Here is a 16,463-nt window from a genome sequence, read left to right as displayed (position 1 = left end):
GTTGGCTGATCGTAAGAGAGGATTAAGCAATGGAAGCCAAGGCAATTGCACGCTACTTGCGTGTTACGCCAATGAAGGCCCGGCGCGTCGTCGACCTTGTTCGTGGTAAGCAAGCGAATGAAGCCCTGGCCATTTTGAAGTTCGCCCAGCAGGGCGCTTCAGAACCCGTCTACAAGGTACTCGCATCCGCAGTATCCAACGCACGGGACAAAGCCGATCGTGAAGGACTGGCCTTCAACGAAGAAGAACTGTTCGTCAGTGAAGCCTTCGTTGACGAGGGACCAACCATGAAGCGCTTTCAACCACGCGCTCAAGGACGTGCCTTCCAAATCAACAAACGCACCAGCCACGTAACCGTGGTCGTTGCAATCGATGAAGATCAGAAAGGTGGGACCAACTAAATGGGTCAGAAGATTCACCCACACGGATTCCGCCTCGGCATTACCAAAGATCACGTTTCCCGTTGGTTCGCTGATTCCAGCGTTGCTGGCCAGCGTTACAAGGACTTCGTCAAAGAAGACGTGCATATCCGCAGCCTGCTGCAGGATGGCATGGAACGTGCCGGTATTTCCAAAGTTGAGATCGAACGTACCCGCGATCGTGTCCGCGTAGACGTACACACTGCTCGCCCTGGTATCGTCATCGGTCGCCGTGGTGCGGAAGCTGATCGCATTCGCCGTGAACTCGAAAAACTCACGGGAAAGCAGATTCAGCTCAACATCCTAGAAGTTAAGAAACCAGAACTCGATGCACAGCTGGTAGCACAAGGTGTTGCCGAACAGCTCACCGCACGTGTGGCATTCCGCCGCGCAATGCGTCGTTCCATCCAGTCAGCAATGCGCGGTGGCGCAGAGGGTATCCGTATTCAGGTATCCGGCCGACTGGGCGGTGCCGACATGGGCCGTACCGAGTTCTACCGTGAAGGTCGTGTACCGCTGCACACCTTGCGTGCCAACATCGACTTCGGACAGTTCGAAGCCAAAACCACATTCGGACGCATCGGCGTCAAGGTATGGGTTTACAAGGGCGACTTCACCGATAAAGAATTGGCAGCTCAAGAAGCAGCTCAGCCATCCGGCCGTGGTGGCCGCGGTGGTCGTGGTGGTCCACGCCGTCGTCGCGGTGGCGCCCAGCAGGGCGCACGCTCAGGCGCTCAAGGAGGCAACGCCTAATGCTTATCCCACGTCGAGTAAAATACCGTAAACAGCACCGTCCAGGTCGTAAAGGTATGGCCAAAGGCGGCACTGAAGTATCGTTCGGTGAATGGGGACTACAGGCAACCGGTCGCGCATATGTCACGAACCGTCAGATCGAGGCAGCTCGTATCGCGATGACTCGTTACATCAAACGTGGCGGCCACGTCTGGATCAACATTTTCCCAGATCGTCCATTGACAAAGAAACCAGCCGAAGTTCGCATGGGTTCCGGTAAAGGCTCACCAGAGTTCTGGGTAGCCAACATCAAGCCCGGCCGCGTCATGTTCGAACTCTCCGGCGTTAGTGATGAAGTTGCACGCGAAGCCCTTCGCCTGGCCGCACACAAGCTGCCACTCAAGGCTCGCATTGTACGCCGAGAGGGTGGTGAATAAACATGGCATTGGGTACACCTGAACTATCCACAGATGCTTTGGACGGTTACGACAACGCTCGTCTGCGTGAAGAACTCGACAAAGCCAAAGCCGAGTTATTCAACCTGCGCTTCCAAGCGGCAACCGGTCAGATTGAAAACACCGGTCGTATCAAAGTCGTCAAACGCGACATCGCACGTATTATGACCGTGCTGCGCGAACGCGAACTTGGTATCCGCGAAGAGACCGAAGCCAGCGAAGAAGACATCAAAGACAAAAAGAAAAGCCGCAAGTAGGCTGAGGAGGAAACACAGTGACTGAGTCTGTTGACACCGCAGCCGCACCAGATCGTAACTACCGCAAAACTTTGCGCGGAGTAGTCGTTTCCGACAAGATGGACAAAACCATCGTCGTCGAAATCGAATACTTCAAACAGCACGCTCTGTACGGCAAAATCATGCGTCGGACCAAACGAGTCAAAGCACACGACGAGGAAAACTCCGCCGGCATCGGCGACAGTGTTCGTCTAGCTGAGACCCGTCCGTTGTCGAAGTCGAAAAACTGGCGTCTGACACAAATCGTCGAACGCGCCAAGTAAGCGACACGCTCACGTAAATACGTACACATCATCCGCATCAGGCAACTGGTGCGGATGGCGTGTTTAACAGATGGTGTAACCGCTATCCCATGACTGTTGCCCTGTCGGTTGCGATTTTTCAAAACTATGACCATTGGGGTATGCTGTTGTAGCTGTGCCCTTTTCATAGCTCGGCCATCCACTGAGCATCTGACGAAGAGTAAGCACAACATCTTGCACAAACGTGCCTCGGCCCCGGCTCAAAAGCACTGTGTGACGACTTGCCTCTGTGTGTAGGTCGACCACATACGTCTCACCTAGTCGGGGGTAAGCACAGCAAGACTATTTCCATGACCGTTCCGCAAGGCTCGGCCCAACCGAGGGACGAGAACCAGCGAGACAAGCAGGAGTAAGCAAGTGATTCAACAAGAATCGCGGCTCAAAGTTGCCGACAACACCGGTGCGAAGGAAATTCTCACCATCCGTGTCCTCGGTGGCTCTGGACGCCGCTATGCATCAATCGGCGACGTCATCGTCGCTACCGTAAAAGACGCCATTCCAGGCGGTGCCGTCAAAAAGGGCGACGTCGTCAAGGCAGTTGTCGTGCGTGCTAAGAAATCAGTGCGCCGTCCAGATGGCTCCTACATCAAATTCGACGAAAACGCAGCCGTCATCCTCCGTCAGGATAACGAACCGCGCGGAACTCGTATCTTCGGCCCTGTGGCCCGTGAGCTACGTGACAAGCAGTTCATGCGTATCGTTTCGCTGGCACCGGAGGTGATTTAACCCATGGCTAAGATCAAAAAAGATGATCTCGTACAGGTTATTTCAGGTAAAGACCGCGGCAAACAGGGCAAAGTCCTGCGCGTACTTCCTAAAGAAGACCGGGTACTGGTAGAAGGCGTCAACCGTGTCACCAAGCACGTGCGCGCTGGACAGGGCCCAGACGGCTCGACAGAAGGTGGACTCGTAGTTCAAGAAGCTATGCTGCACATCTCCAACGTCGCAGTCGTTGATCCTGAAACTGAAAAACCGACTCGCGTTGGTTACCGTTTTGAAGAAGTCGAAGTAGATGGCGAAACCAAGACCGTAAAGGTCCGCTTTGCCAAGGCCTCTGGAAAGGAGCTGTAATGACCCAGGTATCTGAAAACGCAGCCCCAAAGGTCACACCTCGTCTGAAGACCAAATACCAGGACGAAATTAAAGCAGAACTGCAAAAAGACTTCGAATACTCGAACGTTATGCAGATTCCAGGTCTGGTAAAGATCGTCGTCAACATGGGTGTCGGTGAAGCCGCACGTGACTCGAAGGTCATTAACGGTGCCATCGCAGACCTGACACAGATCTCCGGTCAGAAACCGCAGGTAACCCGAGCCAAGAAATCCATCGCACAGTTCAAACTGCGTGAAGGAATGCCAATTGGTGCGCACGTTACTATGCGTGGCGACCGCATGTGGGAATTCTTGGATCGCCTGGTGACCTTCGCATTGCCACGTATTCGTGACTTCCGAGGCCTCAGCCCACGCCAGTTCGATGGCAACGGCAACTACACCTTCGGTCTGTCCGAACAGTCCGTATTCCACGAAATCGATCAAGACAAAATTGATCGCGTACGCGGTATGGATATCACCGTCGTCACCTCCGCAAAAAACGACGAAGAAGGCCGCGCGCTATTGCGCGCTCTGGGCTTCCCGTTCAAGGCAGACCAGTAATCCAACTACGTTATAGGTCCTGTTTCGGTGTACCGACTCAGGAAACCACAACGAGAAAAGGCAAAAGCCACATATGAGTATGACCGACCCAGTCGCAGACATGTTAACTCGTCTGCGCAACGCCAACTCGGCGCATCACGATGTCGTGACCATGCCGTCTTCAAAATTGAAGACCGGTGTCGCCGAGATCCTGAAAAACGAAGGCTACATCACCGACTGGAAAGAAGAAGACGCACGCGTAGGTAAAAACCTCGTCATGGACCTGAAGTTCGGTCCACAGCGTCAACGTTCCATTGCTGGTCTACGCCGCATCTCTAAACCAGGCTTGCGCGTATACGCCAAATCCAACAACCTGCCACATGTGCTGGGTGGATTGGGCATCGCCATCCTGTCGACCTCGTCAGGCCTGCTGACCGACCGTCAAGCAGCTTCCAAAGGTGTAGGTGGGGAAGTCCTCGCCTACGTCTGGTAACGGAAAGGAAGGAAAACAATGTCACGTATTGGAAAGCTTCCGATCACCGTACCTTCCGGCGTTGAAGTTGCAATCAACGGCTCCGATGTGTCCGTCAAAGGACCCAAAGGTGAGCTGGGCATGTCAATTGACGGCCCGATTGAAGCCAAGCTTGAAGAGAACATTATTACTGTCATGCGCCCAGACGAGGAACGCGAATCACGTTCACTGCATGGTCTGACGCGTACCCTGATCAACAACATGATCGTCGGTGTAACCGAGGGTTACTCCAAAAAATTGGAATTGCACGGTACGGGTTACCGCGTAGTTGCAAAGGGCAATGACATCGAATTGCAGCTGGGCTTCTCGCACAGCATCGACGTCGCCGCCCCAGAGGGCATCACGTTCGCCATTGAAGGCAACACCGTGACCGTCTCGGGTATCGACAAACAACTGGTCGGCGAAACAGCCGCCAACATCCGTAAGTTGCGTATTACCGAACCTTACAAGGCCAAAGGTATTCGCTACGAGGGTGAGACCATCCGCCGCAAGGCCGGAAAGGCAGGTAAGTAATGTCAACTGTCAGTATCAAAGGCAAAGGCAAAAGCGCTGCCCGCCGTCGCCGTCACTCTCGTGTCCGCAAACGGATTCACGGCACCGCGGTACGTCCGCGTCTGGTAGTGAACCGTTCGGCGCGTCACATCTTTGCTCAAGTCATCGACGACGAAGCCGGTGTCACCCTGGTTTCAGCATCCACTATGGAAGCTGACCTGCGAGCACTGGATGCCGAGAAAACGGAAAAAGCCCGCAAAGTAGGCGAAATCATCGCGCAGCGCGCAGACGACGCTGGCGTGACTCAGGTGGTCTTCGACCGCGCAGGTCACCGATACCACGGTCGTATAGCCGCTGTTGCTGACGGCGCACGGGAAGGTGGACTGCAGCTGTGACCGAAGCAAATAACGAAAAAGACACTACGGTAACCGAAACAACTCAAGAGTCTGTATCGGAGACCTCATCAGGCTCCGAAAGCCAGAGCACCGAACGTCAAGAACGTGGCGGCCGATCAGGTCGTGGCCAGCGTTCTGACCGCGGTGATCGTGGTTCACGTAAAGGTGGCCGCGATGACAACCGCGATCAGTTCTTGGAGCGCGTTGTACAGATCAACCGTGTTGCCAAAGTGGTCAAGGGTGGACGTCGTTTCGCCTTTACCGCACTCGTCGTTGTCGGCGATGGCGACGGCATGGTTGGCGTTGGCTACGGTAAAGCAAAAGAAGTACCAGCAGCCATTGCTAAGGGTGTAGAAGAAGCCAAGAAGAACTTCTTCCGCGTTCCAATGGTTGGCACCACCATTCCTCACCTGTCACAGGGTGAAGATGCCGCTGGTGTTGTACTCTTGCGCCCAGCGTCAGCTGGTACCGGTGTTATCGCCGGTGGTCCGGTACGTGCGGTACTTGAAGCAGCAGGTATCCATGACGTACTGTCTAAATCCATGGGTTCGGCAAACGCCATCAACATTGTGCGTGCAACCGTCGAAGCTCTGCGTCAGCTAGAGGGCCCAGAAGAGGTCGCTGCTCGTCGTGGACTCCCAGTTGATGAAGTTGCGCCAAGCTACATGCTGCGTACGATCGCTGAAGACCGCGCCAAGCGTGCCGAAGAAAAGGCAGGTGCATAGGAATGTCTAACTTCGATTCGACACCGAAAAACATTTCCCCATCCGCAGCAAACCTAACCATCACCCAGGTGCGCTCGGCAATCGGACGTAAACCACAGCATCGTGAAACCCTACGGTCACTCGGTCTGAAAGGTATCGGTAATTCCGTTACCCGTTCGGCCGACGCCGTCACCGTGGGCATGGTCAACGCCGTGTCCCACCTGGTAAAGGTCGAGGAGGTCTAGTAATGGCTGAAGAACAACAAGACGCCATCAAACTTCACGACCTACGCCCAGCAAAAGGCTCTAACAAGTCCAAGCTGCGCTATGGTCGTGGTGAATCGGGTAAGGGCGGTAAAACCGCGACCCGCGGTACCAAAGGTACGCGTGCTCGTAACACCGTGCCAGCAGGCTTCGAAGGTGGACAGCTACCGCTGCACATGCGCCTTCCAAAACTGCGCGGCTTCCGTAACCCAGCCAAGGTCACTTTCCAGGTTGTCAACCTGGCCAAGCTGTCCGAGGCTTTCCCAGAAGGCGGCGACGTCACCGTCGACGCACTCGTGGAAAAAGGCTTGGTTCGCAAGAACCAGCCGGTCAAGGTGCTGGGCACCGGCGACATCTCGGTAGCTGTAAACGTTACCGCTGATGCATTCTCCAAGTCTGCAGTCGAGAAGATCGCTGCTGCCGGAGGATCTACAACCAGTGCATAACACTCTCCACTAATATGGCGGTGTTATCTGACTGCGGCCCTCGATCTCTGACGAGTCTCGTCACAGGTCGAGGGCCGCAGGTTTTAACGTTAGAATTCTACTCGTGCCTAGAATAGGCGCGAGTGTGTACAAACGATCTGGTGTTCACCGGATCCATCAAAGTGCGCTCAGCACTACTTTCAGGAGGACACTTGTTCAGCGCGATAGCCAGGGTTATTAAGACCCCAGATCTGCGGACCAAGATCCTGTTTACACTTGGTATCATCACGATTTACCGCATCGGTGTATTCATTCCGGCGCCCAGTGTCGACTACGGTAACGTCCAGATGTGTTTGGCTCAAGGAGATACCTCCGGGGGCCTGTACTCGTTCGTCAACATGTTCTCAGGTGGGGCGCTACTCCAAGTCTCCATCTTTGCACTCGGCATCATGCCGTACATTACCGCGGCCATTATCACGCAGTTGCTGCGCGTCGTGATTCCAGCATTTGAGCGTCTGCAAAAAGAGGGACCCGAGGGTCAAGCTCGGCTGACCCAGTACACACGATATCTCACCGTCGGGCTCGCGCTCCTCAACGCAACAACGATTGCGACGCTGGCACGTTCTGGCGCATTGTTGAACTGTAACCAGTCCCTGCTCAACGATAGTGGCATCTGGGCCACCCTGCTGCTTGTGATGACCCTGGCAATGGGAGCCATCGTCATCATGTGGATGGGTGAACAGATCACCGAACGCGGCGTCGGCAACGGCATGTCGCTGATGATCTTCGTATCCATCGCAGCGGGTTTCCCGGCTGGACTAGGAGCCATCTGGCAGACCCAGGGCTGGCGCACCTTCGCGCTGGTCATGGTCATCGGTATCGCGGTGATGATGCTGATCGTATTCGTGGAAGATTCCCAGCGTCGCGTGCCAGTCCAGTACGCTCGTCGCCAGATTGGACGACGCACCGTCGGATCAACGACGACCTATATTCCAATCAAGGTCAACATGGCCGGGGTCATACCAGTAATTTTCGCATCCTCGATTTTGATGCTGCCCCAGATTCTGATCCAGTTCAACATGCCAACAGACGGGTCGGAACCAGCCGGATGGGTTGTGTTCCTGCAGCAGTACTTCGGTAGCGGGTCACATCCGATTTACATGGCCACTTTCTTCCTCATGACCATCTTCTTCACATACTTCTACGTGACGATTACTTTCAACCCACAAGATGTGTCAGATAACATGAAACGCCAGGGCGGATTTATTCCAGGTGTTCGTGCAGGACGTCCGACCGTCCAGTACCTCGAATACGTCATCTCGCGCGTCACCTTTGTGGGCGCCCTGTACCTCGGCATGATCGCAATGCTCCCGCTGATCGCGTTCGTACTGATTGGTGCCGATGAGAACTTCCCATTCGGCGGTACCTCAATTCTGATTATGGTTGGTGTCGCATTGAACACCATCAAACAGATCGACGCACAGATGGAACAGCGTCATTACGAAGGTTTGCTCCGGTAAGCTGTTTTCAGAACCACATGTTTCCCTAGCAAGGACAGGACAAATTATGACTCGTTTGCTCATCATGGGCCCTCCAGGGTCGGGTAAGGGTACGCAAGCAGTGCGCATTGCCGACAAGATGGCTATCCCAGCTATCTCCACTGGCGACATCTTCCGGTATAACGTCAAAGAGCTCACAGAGCTTGGCAAAGAAGCAAAGACCTACATTGACTCCGGAAACTTCGTACCGGACGATGTCACCAACCGTATGGTGGCTGACCGATTGAACCGGAGCGACGTCTCGAACGGTTTCCTGCTCGACGGTTATCCACGCACCTCGGGCCAGGTAGAAGCGCTGTCCGAAATGCTGCAAGAACAGGGTGAAACCCTTACCGCAGTGCTCGTGCTTGAAGTTCCAGATGAAGAGATCGTCGAGCGACTCCTAGCTCGCGCTGAAACTGAAGGACGCTCAGACGACACCGAAGATGTCATCAAGCGTCGTCTGGAGCTCTACCATCAAGAGACCTCCGACCTTATTGAAGCGTATATCGACCTCGGCATCGTCGGACGTGTTGATGGTACCGGAGCAATCGACGATATTACCGAGCGGCTCCTGCAGACGATCTACAATATCCGGGCACGCACCGGAACATTGCCAGCCGTTAAGCCGCGCAATGACAAATAACTAATCACAGCGTCTGAAAACCGATCCACAAACCGTGGGTCGGTTTTTCGTTGGTCGTAGAATGATCACATCTAGCAGGTGGTCTCACACTGATCGACACTGCGCTGGAAAACTGCTCAATATCGCTGGTCGCAGCCAACCTCGGAGTCGGCGTGACCTACGGGTTATAAAGGTAGCACCACATATGTCACGTCACATCGAACTCAAAACCAATGCCCAAATCGCAAAAATGCACGAGGCAGGACTCATCCTGCATCAAGGCTTAGACGCCGTCGTGGAAGCGGCAAAGCCAGGAGCAACCACCAACGACTTAGACCAGGTCTTTCGCAAAGTCCTGGCAGATAATGGTGCCACATCGAACTTCCTGGGCTACTACGGCTTTCCCGCGACCATCTGTGCGTCGGTCAATGACGAAGTTGTTCATGGCATCCCCGGCGACCGTGTCCTACAAGACGGCGACATTATCTCCGTGGATGCCGGTGCCATCATAGATGGCTGGCATTCGGACTCAGCTCGCACCGTGCTTGTGGGCAACGTGAGTCTAGAAGACCAACGCCTGTCCGCCGTAACCCAGGATGCCATGTGGGCCGGTATTGCCGCATATGCGAAGGCAAAACATGTGGGCGAAATCGGGAATGCAATCGAAGATTATGTTCGTGCTCAAGACGGTGCGCACCTCGGTATCCTCGAAGACTATGTTGGTCACGGCATTGGTTCAGCCATGCACCAAGCGCCCGATGTCTTCAACTACCGATCAGGTATGCGCGGGCCAAAGATTAAAGCTGGCATGGTATTAGCAATCGAACCGATGCTGGTACGCGGTGATATCGCGACTAAGACTTTGAGCGATGATTGGACCGTTGTAACCGTAGACGGCGCCAACGCCTCACAATGGGAACACTCGGTTGCACGGCACAAAGAGGGCATCTGGGTGATTACGTCGCCTGATGGGGGAGCGGCCGAGCTGGCCCGTTTCGGTGTCGTACCCGTCCCAATCCCACAAAAGTAAGTCACTGTCAACACTACTTGGCATTATTTGCAAAGATGCGCTAACATAGTATCTTGGCTGTTTCTGCCTTTAAGATTCTTGGTGTGCCCAATAATCTGCGGTCAAGGCCGAAGTCAGCGCATACACTCATGCTTTTGCTTTCGACTCTATCGCTGTGCGGTCTAGTTGGACGGCGAAAGATAACAGATTGTGGAGGACATGGCTAAAAAAGAAGGCGTCATTGAAGTTGAAGGAACCGTTTCTGAGGCATTGCCGAACGCAATGTTCCGGGTCCGGTTAGATAACGACCACGTCGTACTTGCCACCATTTCGGGCAAAATGCGTCAGCACTACATTCGCATCCTGCCTGAAGACCGTGTGGTGGTTGAACTTAGCCCATACGACCTCGAACGAGGCCGTATTGTCTACCGCTATAAATAAATAACTATCCACCTCTGGAACGCTCAAGGAGGAACCCTGTGAAGGTTCAGCCAAGCGTGAAGCGGATCTGCGATGCCTGCAAGGTTATTCGCCGCCATGGCCACGTCATGGTGATCTGCTCTAACCCACGCCACAAACAGCGTCAGGGCTAAGCCCTAACGCGAAAGACATTGGCCCAATACCGGGCCACAGCAACACAGAGTTCAAGACTCAACCTTCGGACAAGACAAAGGCCGAAGACTTACCCGCTGACGAGAATTGTGTATGGATGTGTCGAGTTCTTCATATCCGTCACAGCTCTTCGCAGCAGAACGACTATCGGGTAAGGACGTGTTGTTGAAGACCTTTGTCATAAAGAACAGGAGAACGGCCATATGGCACGTCTAGCAGGCGTTGATATTCCACGTGAAAAGCGTGTCGTCATCGCTCTCACCTACATTTATGGTGTTGGCAACAGCCGCGCAGTCCAGATTCTGGACGCAACCGGCATTGACGCAAGTACCCGCGTCAAAGATCTCTCGGATGACGAAATGGTGAAGCTGCGCGACTACATCGAGGGCAACCTTCAGGTCGAAGGCGATCTTCGTCGTGAAGTTGCAGCAGACATTCGTCGCAAAGTTGAAATTGGTTCCTACCAGGGTCTGCGCCACCGTCGTGGTCTGCCAGTCCGCGGACAGCGCACCAAAAATAACGCACGTACCCGTAAGGGCCCGAAGAAGACTGTTGCTGGACGCAAGAAGTAACGACTTCCCGTCCCACTCAGTATTTGATAAACCAAGCTTTTTGTAGGAGAGCATTCTATGGCAAAGGCACGCGGTGCGGCCCCTCGTAAGGGACGTCGCTCCAAGAAGAACGTAACTCAGGGCGAAGCCCACATTAAATCAACCTTCAATAACACCATCGTTTCCATCACAGATACCACCGGTGCTGTGATCTCCTGGGCATCAGCCGGAGAGATGGGTTTCAAAGGTTCCCGTAAATCTACCCCGTTTGCTGCTCAAACCGCGGCTGAACATGCAGCTAAGCGCGCCCAGGAACACGGCATGCGCAAAGTTGACGTCTTCGTCAAGGGTCCAGGATCTGGACGCGAAACCGCGATCCGCTCATTGCAGGCCGCAGGCCTCGAAGTTGGGTCCATCCAAGACGTCACCCCGGTTGCGCACAACGGTGCACGCCCGGCAAAGCGTCGTCGCGTCTAAGGCTTTTTGAGCACCCCAGAACCGTTGGAGGACAGCCATGTTCGACAACGGTTGTGGAAAACCCTAAGAAACTAATTTCCATCGTTTCCCCCAACTGCGCGCATCAAATGGCGGATAGCGTGCCGAAAGGAAATGTCAGTGCTCATTGCACAGCGCCCCACGTTGACTGAAGAACCCGTTTCGGAAACCCGTTCCCGGTTTGTCATCGAACCACTAGAACCGGGCTTCGGCTACACCCTGGGTAACTCACTGCGTCGTACCCTGCTGTCATCGATCCCAGGTGCTGCTGTCACCTCGGTACGTATCGACCAGGTACTGCACGAGTTCACCACCATTCAGGGTGTAAAAGAAGACGTCACCGAAGTCATCTTGAACGTCAAGCAAATCTCTGTGTCATCCCACCACGACGAACCAGTAGTTGCTTACCTGCGCAAGCAGGGTCCAGGTGTTGTCACTGCAGCAGATATCACCCCACCGGCAGGTGTAGAGGTCCACAATCCGGACCAGCACATCGCCACCCTCAACGAAAAAGGTAAGTTCGATATGGAACTCACCATCGAACGAGGCCGTGGGTATGTCACCGCTGCACAGAACAAGTCACCAGACGCCGAGATCGGCCGCATCCCGGTTGACTCGATCTACTCACCAGTCATGGTTGTCACCTTCAAAGTCGATGCCACCCGTGTGGAACAGCGCACCGACTTCGATAAACTCACCATCGACGTTGAAACCAAACCTTCCATGGCACCACGTGATGCCCTGGCCTCGGCTGGTTCAACCCTGGTGGAACTCTTCGGTCTTGCCCGCGAACTCAACGTCGAAGCCGAAGGCATCGAGGTTGGCCCATCGCCGGTCGACACAACCGTTGCAGCAGACCTTGCACTACCTGTAGAAGACCTAGAACTCACCGTACGGTCCTATAACTGCCTCAAACGTGAAGGCATTAATACCGTTGGCGAACTCGTAGCTCGTTCCGAAACAGACCTCATGGACATCCGGAACTTCGGTGCAAAGTCCATTGACGAAGTCAAGGAAAAGCTAGTAGGTCTGGGCCTGTCCCTCAAAGACGGCGGCCCTGGCAGCTTCGAATCGCCTTTTGACTCCCAGGAGTCAAACGAGTACGGGCTGTAAGTCAATTTTGAACCACTGATGCTTCGGCTCTAACAGCCGAAGATCATACAAGGAGTATTCATGCCTACCCCAACAAAAGGACCGCGCCTGGGTGGCGGACCGTCACACCAGCGTCACATGCTGGCTAACCTGTCGGTGAGCCTGTTCGAGCACAAGTCCATCAAAACTACGGTGACCAAGGCTAAGCGCCTCCAGCCATACGCTGAGCGTCTCGTCAACTTTGCAAAACAGGGTGACCTGACCGCTCGTCGTAAAGTGCAGGGGCTCATCGCCGGGAACTCGCGCACCAACAAATCTGTTGTGCACGAACTGTTCACCGTCATCGGCCCAGCCATGGCAAACCGTGAAGGCGGCTACACCCGCATCACCAAGATCGGTAACCGCTCCGGTGACAACGCCCCAATGGCAGTCATCGAACTGGTTATGGAGCCCGTCTCACCAAAACAGGCCGTCGTCAGCGAAGCTGAAGGCGTCGCCGGACATGCTGCAGACGAAGCACCAGCCGAAACAGCTGAAGAAACCGTAGAGACTGAAGAAGTCACCGAATCAGCCGAAAAGACTGAAGAGGACGACAAATAAGTCGTAGCTACGCGTAGTATTCCGGCCCTCCACCCCCACGGTGTAGGGCCGGAAGCTATTTAACGGGACTACTATGAACACCATGGATGACCAGACAACCTACCGCATCAGAATTGACCTAGCCTACGACGGCACGCCATACCACGGCTGGGCCACACAACCGGGATTGCCAACCGTGCAGGAAGCCGTCGAGACCGGACTTGCTACCATCCTCCGGCAGCCCCTAAGCGTAACGGTCGCAGGCCGCACAGACGCTGGGGTCCACGCGGCAAACCAAGTCATCCATTGCGACATTCCACAAACACCATGGCAAAGACTCGTGGGAAATCGGCCAACACGACGGCCAGAAGAAGCCCTGGTTTCCAAACTCAATGGTGTGCTAGCCCGTGAATCAGGTGCGATTCGCATCCTGTCTGCCCAGATTGTGCCCGAAGGCTTTGACGCACGGTTTTCTCCGTTATCTCGCCAATACCGCTATCGAATCAATAATGGCACCCCGGATCCACTGACCCGACATTTCACCTATCAGCACCGCAGACCATTAAATTTTGAGGCCATGGCAGAAGAAATTGCTGATATTCAGGGACTCTATGACTTCGGGTCATTCTGTAAACCCAGGTCGGGTGCAACCACGGTGCGAACACTGCACCGGTTCGACCTCGACGTGACACAAGAACTCACCACCGTATGGCTGGCCGCCGATGCCTTTTGTCACCACATGGTGCGTGCGCTGGTGGGGGCCCTGGTCCAGGTGGGAGATGGGACCAGGCCATGCGGCTGGTTACAAGACCGCCTAGCCAACCCGGTCCGAGATTCACACATGATGCTTGCCCCGGCACTGGGACTCATCCTCGACACGGTGACCTACCCCAACAACGATGAAGTAGAACAACGGGCACAACAAACGCGGGCCAGGCGAGATCCTACGTGTTTGCCTTGCGACTGATCCGCTCAGCAGCATCGGTAATGACCGAAACCACCGCCGCGGTATTAGCGGTGACCTGCTGCTGATCAGTCACCAATTCCAAGCGGGACGTGGGGCCAGTAGAAATGGGTTTGGTCACCACACCGGGAATCGAAAACGACGAAAACGAAGCCGGCAGAATCGATGCCCCAACACCGGCAGCGACCAAGCCCATCACGTTCTCCTGGTTTATCGCGCGCTGCACGATCCGCGGGGGATGGCCCAGTGGGTGGAAGATCTCCATGATGTTGGTGACGTAACCCGGCATGGACTGGTAGGGGAATAGCACCAAGGGCACCTCAATGAGATCCTCGGGGTCGATTTCTGGCCGAGTCGCCAGCGCATGGTTCGCCGGTAAGACGGCCACCATCTGCTCGGTGAGCAAGGTGGTGAACTTCAACCCGGCCTGCAGCGGAGCGTCTCGCATGACACCGATGTCTAAGCGATTTTCTAACAGGGCCTCAACTTGCTCCCCGGTAGCCATGGGTTGGAGATCGAGCTGGATGCCGGGATGCTGTAGCCGAACATCTCGTACCCCTGCTGGCACAAGTTCATAGCTGGCCGACGAAACGAAGCCGATACGGACTCGACCGCGTCGCCCAGCTTTGATCTCACGGATATCCTCAACAGCCTCATCGAGGTCCTGCAGGATCGGACGAATGAGATCGCGAAAACGTCCGCCTTCAGAGGTCAACGATACTCGACGCGAGGTGCGATCAAACAGCGAGACACCCAGTTCCTCCTCGAGCCGTTTAATATGGACCGTCAAGGGTGGCTGAGAGATATGCAAACGTGCTGCTGCCCGGCCGAAGTGCAATTCTTCTGCGACAGCCATAAAATATTCGAGTTGGCGTAATTCCACGATATATCCTTCTGATCCGCATAAGCCATGCCGATCAAGATAACTCTAGCCGACACGCTTGACGCCGGATCGCCCTACGACAGTATTGTTCACCATAGCCTGAGCTACTCATGCACGTCAGTGTGGATTTTACGAACCATTCATGCGATTGCCTAGACGGTGAAAGGTGCTCGGTGGCAGCGTGGGAGGCATGGCACAGTCGGCTTCCATCACCCCGAATCTCTGGTTTCCCGGCAACGCTGCAGAAGCTGCAGAATTCTATGTCACAAGCTTCGGTGGTGCCTCAGAGCTCATCGAGACCGCGCACTACCCGGACACGGACCTTCCCGAATTTCAACAACACTTAGCTGGAAAACTCTTAACCGCTGAGTTGTCGTTGCGGGGCTACTCGCTCACTCTGATGAATGCCGGACAGGAGAGTTTTTCGCCCAACCCCTCGATTTCCTTCATGCTCAACTTCGACCCGCTGAACTACCCGGATAGCACCGCTGCCCGTCAAGACCTTGACGAGCTATGGGTAAAACTTGCCGACGGCGGCGAAATACTGATGCCGTTGGACCGCTATCCGTTTAGTGAGCACTACGGATGGGTACAAGATCGGTACGGTTTTTCATGGCAACTGCTCCTGACCGACCCCGCCGGTGACCCGCGACCATTCATCATGCCGGCGTTTATGTTTGGCGGGCCCAACCAAAACCGTGCGGTTGAAGCAGTTGACCATTGGACACAGATATTTCCTGACTCAACCATTGGACAGCGGGTCTATTACCCAGAACCCGTAGGGCCAGCGACTGACGGTTCGGTGATGTTTAGCGACTTCCAGCTGACGCAACAGTGGTTCGTCGCCATGGACGCCGGGGTGGACCAGGACTTCACCTTCAACGAGGCCGTATCCCTGGCGGTTGCCTGTGCGGATCAGTCAACGATCGACCGGTACTGGAGGGAGCTGTCGGCTGTTGAGGAAGCCGAAGTCTGTGGCTGGTGTCAGGACCAGTTTGGGGTGTCGTGGCAGATCGTGCCTGATAATATTGCTGAACTGTTGCAACGGCCGAATGCGCACCAACGTATGATGAACATGAAAAAGTTGATCATTGAGGATTTCTAGATCCAAGACAAGAACCCTTGTCTCGTCCCGTTCGGAGTGCCTCATGTCAAGGTGAGCGCGAACGCTAAGTGGTGCCTCATAGATCGTGAGCGCCAAGGCTCAAGTGAGCGGGTTGTTGTGCCTCACAGTATTTGAGCGCGAAATGGCCGGGTCAGGCGGTTTTGGTTTTGACCCCAGTTTTCTGGCGGGCGGTGCGGGCGTGTTGTTTGTCTTCGATGTTGGCGACCATGGCCAGGGTTTTATCTTTAGCCCGGCTCATCAACCGGTCCTGGTAGGTCAAGATCTGCCGGGTCAGTTGAGCGGGGTTGAGACTGCGATATAGGGCCTCTAACTCATCAAGCTGGGGCTGTGACAGGATCCCGGA

The 16,463-nt window shown here is 54.8% G+C and carries 27 protein-coding genes; 25 read left to right on the top strand and 2 right to left on the bottom strand.

Going from position 1 to position 16,463, the window contains the following annotated elements; translation table 11 throughout:
- Window positions 1-29: 29 nt before the first annotated feature.
- The 24 genes from rplV (at window position 30) to truA (ending at window position 14,114) form a co-directional block, all read left to right on the top strand.
- Window positions 30-401, top strand: a complete 372-nt coding sequence (gene rplV, locus G583_RS0111770) for a 50S ribosomal protein L22 (RefSeq protein ID WP_022871380.1) — start codon at window positions 30-32, stop codon at window positions 399-401.
- Entirely contained in the window at window positions 402-1,172 is a 771-nt protein-coding gene (gene rpsC / locus G583_RS0111765; RefSeq protein ID WP_022871379.1) for a 30S ribosomal protein S3, read from the top strand. It begins immediately after the preceding gene.
- Window positions 1,172-1,588, top strand: coding sequence for a 50S ribosomal protein L16 (gene rplP / locus G583_RS0111760; protein WP_022871378.1), 417 nt, complete (start codon window positions 1,172-1,174; stop codon window positions 1,586-1,588). Before rpsC ends, rplP begins: the two co-directional genes overlap by 1 nt.
- Before the next feature lie 2 nt (window positions 1,589-1,590).
- Window positions 1,591-1,863: a 50S ribosomal protein L29 gene (rpmC, locus tag G583_RS0111755; RefSeq protein WP_029629548.1), complete on the top strand. Its 273-nt coding sequence runs from the start codon at window positions 1,591-1,593 to the stop codon at window positions 1,861-1,863.
- A 17-nt stretch (window positions 1,864-1,880) separates the two neighbouring features.
- Window positions 1,881-2,165 (top strand): 30S ribosomal protein S17, encoded by a 285-nt coding sequence (gene rpsQ, locus G583_RS0111750; protein WP_022871377.1) that lies wholly within the window; start codon window positions 1,881-1,883, stop codon window positions 2,163-2,165.
- 396 nt (window positions 2,166-2,561) lie between these two features.
- Complete coding sequence (gene rplN, locus G583_RS0111745; RefSeq protein ID WP_022871376.1) at window positions 2,562-2,930, top strand: 50S ribosomal protein L14; 369 nt, start codon at window positions 2,562-2,564, stop codon at window positions 2,928-2,930.
- A 3-nt stretch (window positions 2,931-2,933) separates the two neighbouring features.
- The gene (gene rplX / locus G583_RS0111740; RefSeq protein WP_022871375.1) at window positions 2,934-3,275 is read left to right on the top strand and encodes a 50S ribosomal protein L24; all 342 of its coding nucleotides are present in this window, start codon (window positions 2,934-2,936) and stop codon (window positions 3,273-3,275) included.
- Complete coding sequence (gene rplE / locus G583_RS0111735) at window positions 3,275-3,856, top strand: 50S ribosomal protein L5 (protein ID WP_022871374.1); 582 nt, start codon at window positions 3,275-3,277, stop codon at window positions 3,854-3,856. Before rplX ends, rplE begins: the two co-directional genes overlap by 1 nt.
- 73 nt (window positions 3,857-3,929) lie before the next feature.
- Complete coding sequence (rpsH, locus tag G583_RS0111730; RefSeq protein WP_029629547.1) at window positions 3,930-4,328, top strand: 30S ribosomal protein S8; 399 nt, start codon at window positions 3,930-3,932, stop codon at window positions 4,326-4,328.
- 18 nt (window positions 4,329-4,346) lie between these two features.
- Window positions 4,347-4,880, top strand: coding sequence for a 50S ribosomal protein L6 (rplF, locus tag G583_RS0111725; RefSeq protein ID WP_022871372.1), 534 nt, complete (start codon window positions 4,347-4,349; stop codon window positions 4,878-4,880).
- The gene (gene rplR / locus G583_RS0111720) at window positions 4,880-5,254 is read left to right on the top strand and encodes a 50S ribosomal protein L18 (RefSeq protein WP_022871371.1); all 375 of its coding nucleotides are present in this window, start codon (window positions 4,880-4,882) and stop codon (window positions 5,252-5,254) included. The genes rplF and rplR overlap by 1 nt, the downstream gene beginning before the upstream one ends.
- Window positions 5,251-5,979 carry a 30S ribosomal protein S5 gene (rpsE, locus tag G583_RS0111715; RefSeq protein ID WP_022871370.1) on the top strand — a complete coding sequence of 243 codons (729 nt, stop codon included), beginning with the start codon at window positions 5,251-5,253 and terminating at the stop codon, window positions 5,977-5,979. Before rplR ends, rpsE begins: the two co-directional genes overlap by 4 nt.
- A gap of 2 nt (window positions 5,980-5,981) precedes the next feature.
- Entirely contained in the window at window positions 5,982-6,203 is a 222-nt protein-coding gene (rpmD, locus tag G583_RS0111710) for a 50S ribosomal protein L30 (RefSeq protein WP_022871369.1), read from the top strand.
- A gap of 2 nt (window positions 6,204-6,205) precedes the next feature.
- Window positions 6,206-6,667, top strand: a complete 462-nt coding sequence (rplO, locus tag G583_RS0111705; protein ID WP_022871368.1) for a 50S ribosomal protein L15 — start codon at window positions 6,206-6,208, stop codon at window positions 6,665-6,667.
- A 191-nt stretch (window positions 6,668-6,858) separates the two neighbouring features.
- Entirely contained in the window at window positions 6,859-8,166 is a 1,308-nt protein-coding gene (secY, locus tag G583_RS0111700) for a preprotein translocase subunit SecY (protein WP_022871367.1), read from the top strand.
- A 46-nt stretch (window positions 8,167-8,212) separates the two neighbouring features.
- Complete coding sequence (locus G583_RS0111695) at window positions 8,213-8,830, top strand: adenylate kinase (RefSeq protein WP_022871366.1); 618 nt, start codon at window positions 8,213-8,215, stop codon at window positions 8,828-8,830.
- Window positions 8,831-9,014: 184 nt separating this feature from the next.
- Entirely contained in the window at window positions 9,015-9,839 is an 825-nt protein-coding gene (gene map / locus G583_RS0111690) for a type I methionyl aminopeptidase (protein ID WP_022871365.1), read from the top strand.
- A gap of 198 nt (window positions 9,840-10,037) precedes the next feature.
- Window positions 10,038-10,259, top strand: coding sequence for a translation initiation factor IF-1 (gene infA / locus G583_RS0111685; protein WP_029629545.1), 222 nt, complete (start codon window positions 10,038-10,040; stop codon window positions 10,257-10,259).
- A gap of 38 nt (window positions 10,260-10,297) precedes the next feature.
- Window positions 10,298-10,411 carry a 50S ribosomal protein L36 gene (gene rpmJ, locus G583_RS16655; protein WP_084677383.1) on the top strand — a complete coding sequence of 38 codons (114 nt, stop codon included), beginning with the start codon at window positions 10,298-10,300 and terminating at the stop codon, window positions 10,409-10,411.
- 222 nt (window positions 10,412-10,633) lie between these two features.
- A complete protein-coding gene (gene rpsM / locus G583_RS0111680; RefSeq protein WP_022871363.1) occupies window positions 10,634-11,002 on the top strand; it encodes a 30S ribosomal protein S13 in 369 nt (122 codons plus the stop codon).
- A gap of 57 nt (window positions 11,003-11,059) precedes the next feature.
- Window positions 11,060-11,458 (top strand): 30S ribosomal protein S11, encoded by a 399-nt coding sequence (gene rpsK, locus G583_RS0111675; protein WP_022871362.1) that lies wholly within the window; start codon window positions 11,060-11,062, stop codon window positions 11,456-11,458.
- Between the two features lie 138 nt (window positions 11,459-11,596).
- On the top strand, window positions 11,597-12,589 hold the full coding sequence (locus G583_RS0111670) for a DNA-directed RNA polymerase subunit alpha (RefSeq protein ID WP_022871361.1): 993 nt from the start codon (window positions 11,597-11,599) through the stop codon (window positions 12,587-12,589).
- Between the two features lie 60 nt (window positions 12,590-12,649).
- Window positions 12,650-13,168, top strand: a complete 519-nt coding sequence (gene rplQ / locus G583_RS15835; RefSeq protein ID WP_022871360.1) for a 50S ribosomal protein L17 — start codon at window positions 12,650-12,652, stop codon at window positions 13,166-13,168.
- 82 nt (window positions 13,169-13,250) lie between these two features.
- Window positions 13,251-14,114: a tRNA pseudouridine(38-40) synthase TruA gene (gene truA, locus G583_RS0111660; protein ID WP_022871359.1), complete on the top strand. Its 864-nt coding sequence runs from the start codon at window positions 13,251-13,253 to the stop codon at window positions 14,112-14,114.
- On the opposite strand, the gene G583_RS15830 is transcribed toward truA, so the two are convergent.
- On the bottom strand, window positions 14,092-14,994 hold the full coding sequence (locus G583_RS15830) for a LysR family transcriptional regulator (protein WP_022871358.1): 903 nt from the start codon (window positions 14,992-14,994) through the stop codon (window positions 14,092-14,094). The genes truA and G583_RS15830 overlap by 23 nt on opposite strands.
- A gap of 190 nt (window positions 14,995-15,184) precedes the next feature.
- Here G583_RS15830 and G583_RS0111650 point away from each other — a divergent pair, with 190 nt between their 5' ends.
- Window positions 15,185-16,099 (top strand): VOC family protein, encoded by a 915-nt coding sequence (locus G583_RS0111650; RefSeq protein ID WP_022871357.1) that lies wholly within the window; start codon window positions 15,185-15,187, stop codon window positions 16,097-16,099.
- A gap of 151 nt (window positions 16,100-16,250) precedes the next feature.
- On the opposite strand, the gene G583_RS16795 is transcribed toward G583_RS0111650, so the two are convergent.
- A partial coding sequence (locus G583_RS16795; RefSeq protein WP_040895794.1) for a hypothetical protein occupies window positions 16,251-16,463 on the bottom strand: 213 nt, incomplete at its 5' end.

The sequence above is a fragment of the Yaniella halotolerans DSM 15476 genome (assembly GCF_000420805.1).
GTDB classification, from domain to species: Bacteria; Actinomycetota; Actinomycetes; order Actinomycetales; family Micrococcaceae; genus Yaniella; species Yaniella halotolerans.
Note: the sequence above shows the minus strand (reverse complement) of the source record. Positions and strands in the feature narration are given on the sequence as shown.

Excerpts from the sequence above, each read along its gene's own strand:
- rplX (WP_022871375.1), top strand. The coding sequence starts at position 2,934 with ATGGCTAAGATCAAAAAAGATGATCTCGTACAGGTTATTTCAGGTAAA.
- rplO (WP_022871368.1), top strand. The coding sequence starts at position 6,206 with ATGGCTGAAGAACAACAAGACGCCATCAAACTTCACGACCTACGCCCA.
- G583_RS0111695 (WP_022871366.1), top strand. The coding sequence starts at position 8,213 with ATGACTCGTTTGCTCATCATGGGCCCTCCAGGGTCGGGTAAGGGTACG.
- rpmD (WP_022871369.1), top strand. The coding sequence starts at position 5,982 with ATGTCTAACTTCGATTCGACACCGAAAAACATTTCCCCATCCGCAGCA.
- rplR (WP_022871371.1), top strand. The coding sequence starts at position 4,880 with ATGTCAACTGTCAGTATCAAAGGCAAAGGCAAAAGCGCTGCCCGCCGT.
- rplP (WP_022871378.1), top strand. The coding sequence starts at position 1,172 with ATGCTTATCCCACGTCGAGTAAAATACCGTAAACAGCACCGTCCAGGT.
- rpsC (WP_022871379.1), top strand. The coding sequence starts at position 402 with ATGGGTCAGAAGATTCACCCACACGGATTCCGCCTCGGCATTACCAAA.
- rpsH (WP_029629547.1), top strand. The coding sequence starts at position 3,930 with ATGAGTATGACCGACCCAGTCGCAGACATGTTAACTCGTCTGCGCAAC.
- infA (WP_029629545.1), top strand. The coding sequence starts at position 10,038 with ATGGCTAAAAAAGAAGGCGTCATTGAAGTTGAAGGAACCGTTTCTGAG.
- truA (WP_022871359.1), top strand. The coding sequence starts at position 13,251 with ATGGATGACCAGACAACCTACCGCATCAGAATTGACCTAGCCTACGAC.
- rplV (WP_022871380.1), top strand. The coding sequence starts at position 30 with ATGGAAGCCAAGGCAATTGCACGCTACTTGCGTGTTACGCCAATGAAG.
- rpsM (WP_022871363.1), top strand. The coding sequence starts at position 10,634 with ATGGCACGTCTAGCAGGCGTTGATATTCCACGTGAAAAGCGTGTCGTC.
- map (WP_022871365.1), top strand. The coding sequence starts at position 9,015 with ATGTCACGTCACATCGAACTCAAAACCAATGCCCAAATCGCAAAAATG.
- rplF (WP_022871372.1), top strand. The coding sequence starts at position 4,347 with ATGTCACGTATTGGAAAGCTTCCGATCACCGTACCTTCCGGCGTTGAA.
- rplQ (WP_022871360.1), top strand. The coding sequence starts at position 12,650 with ATGCCTACCCCAACAAAAGGACCGCGCCTGGGTGGCGGACCGTCACAC.
- G583_RS0111650 (WP_022871357.1), top strand. The coding sequence starts at position 15,185 with ATGGCACAGTCGGCTTCCATCACCCCGAATCTCTGGTTTCCCGGCAAC.
- rpsK (WP_022871362.1), top strand. The coding sequence starts at position 11,060 with ATGGCAAAGGCACGCGGTGCGGCCCCTCGTAAGGGACGTCGCTCCAAG.
- rpmC (WP_029629548.1), top strand. The coding sequence starts at position 1,591 with ATGGCATTGGGTACACCTGAACTATCCACAGATGCTTTGGACGGTTAC.
- rplE (WP_022871374.1), top strand. The coding sequence starts at position 3,275 with ATGACCCAGGTATCTGAAAACGCAGCCCCAAAGGTCACACCTCGTCTG.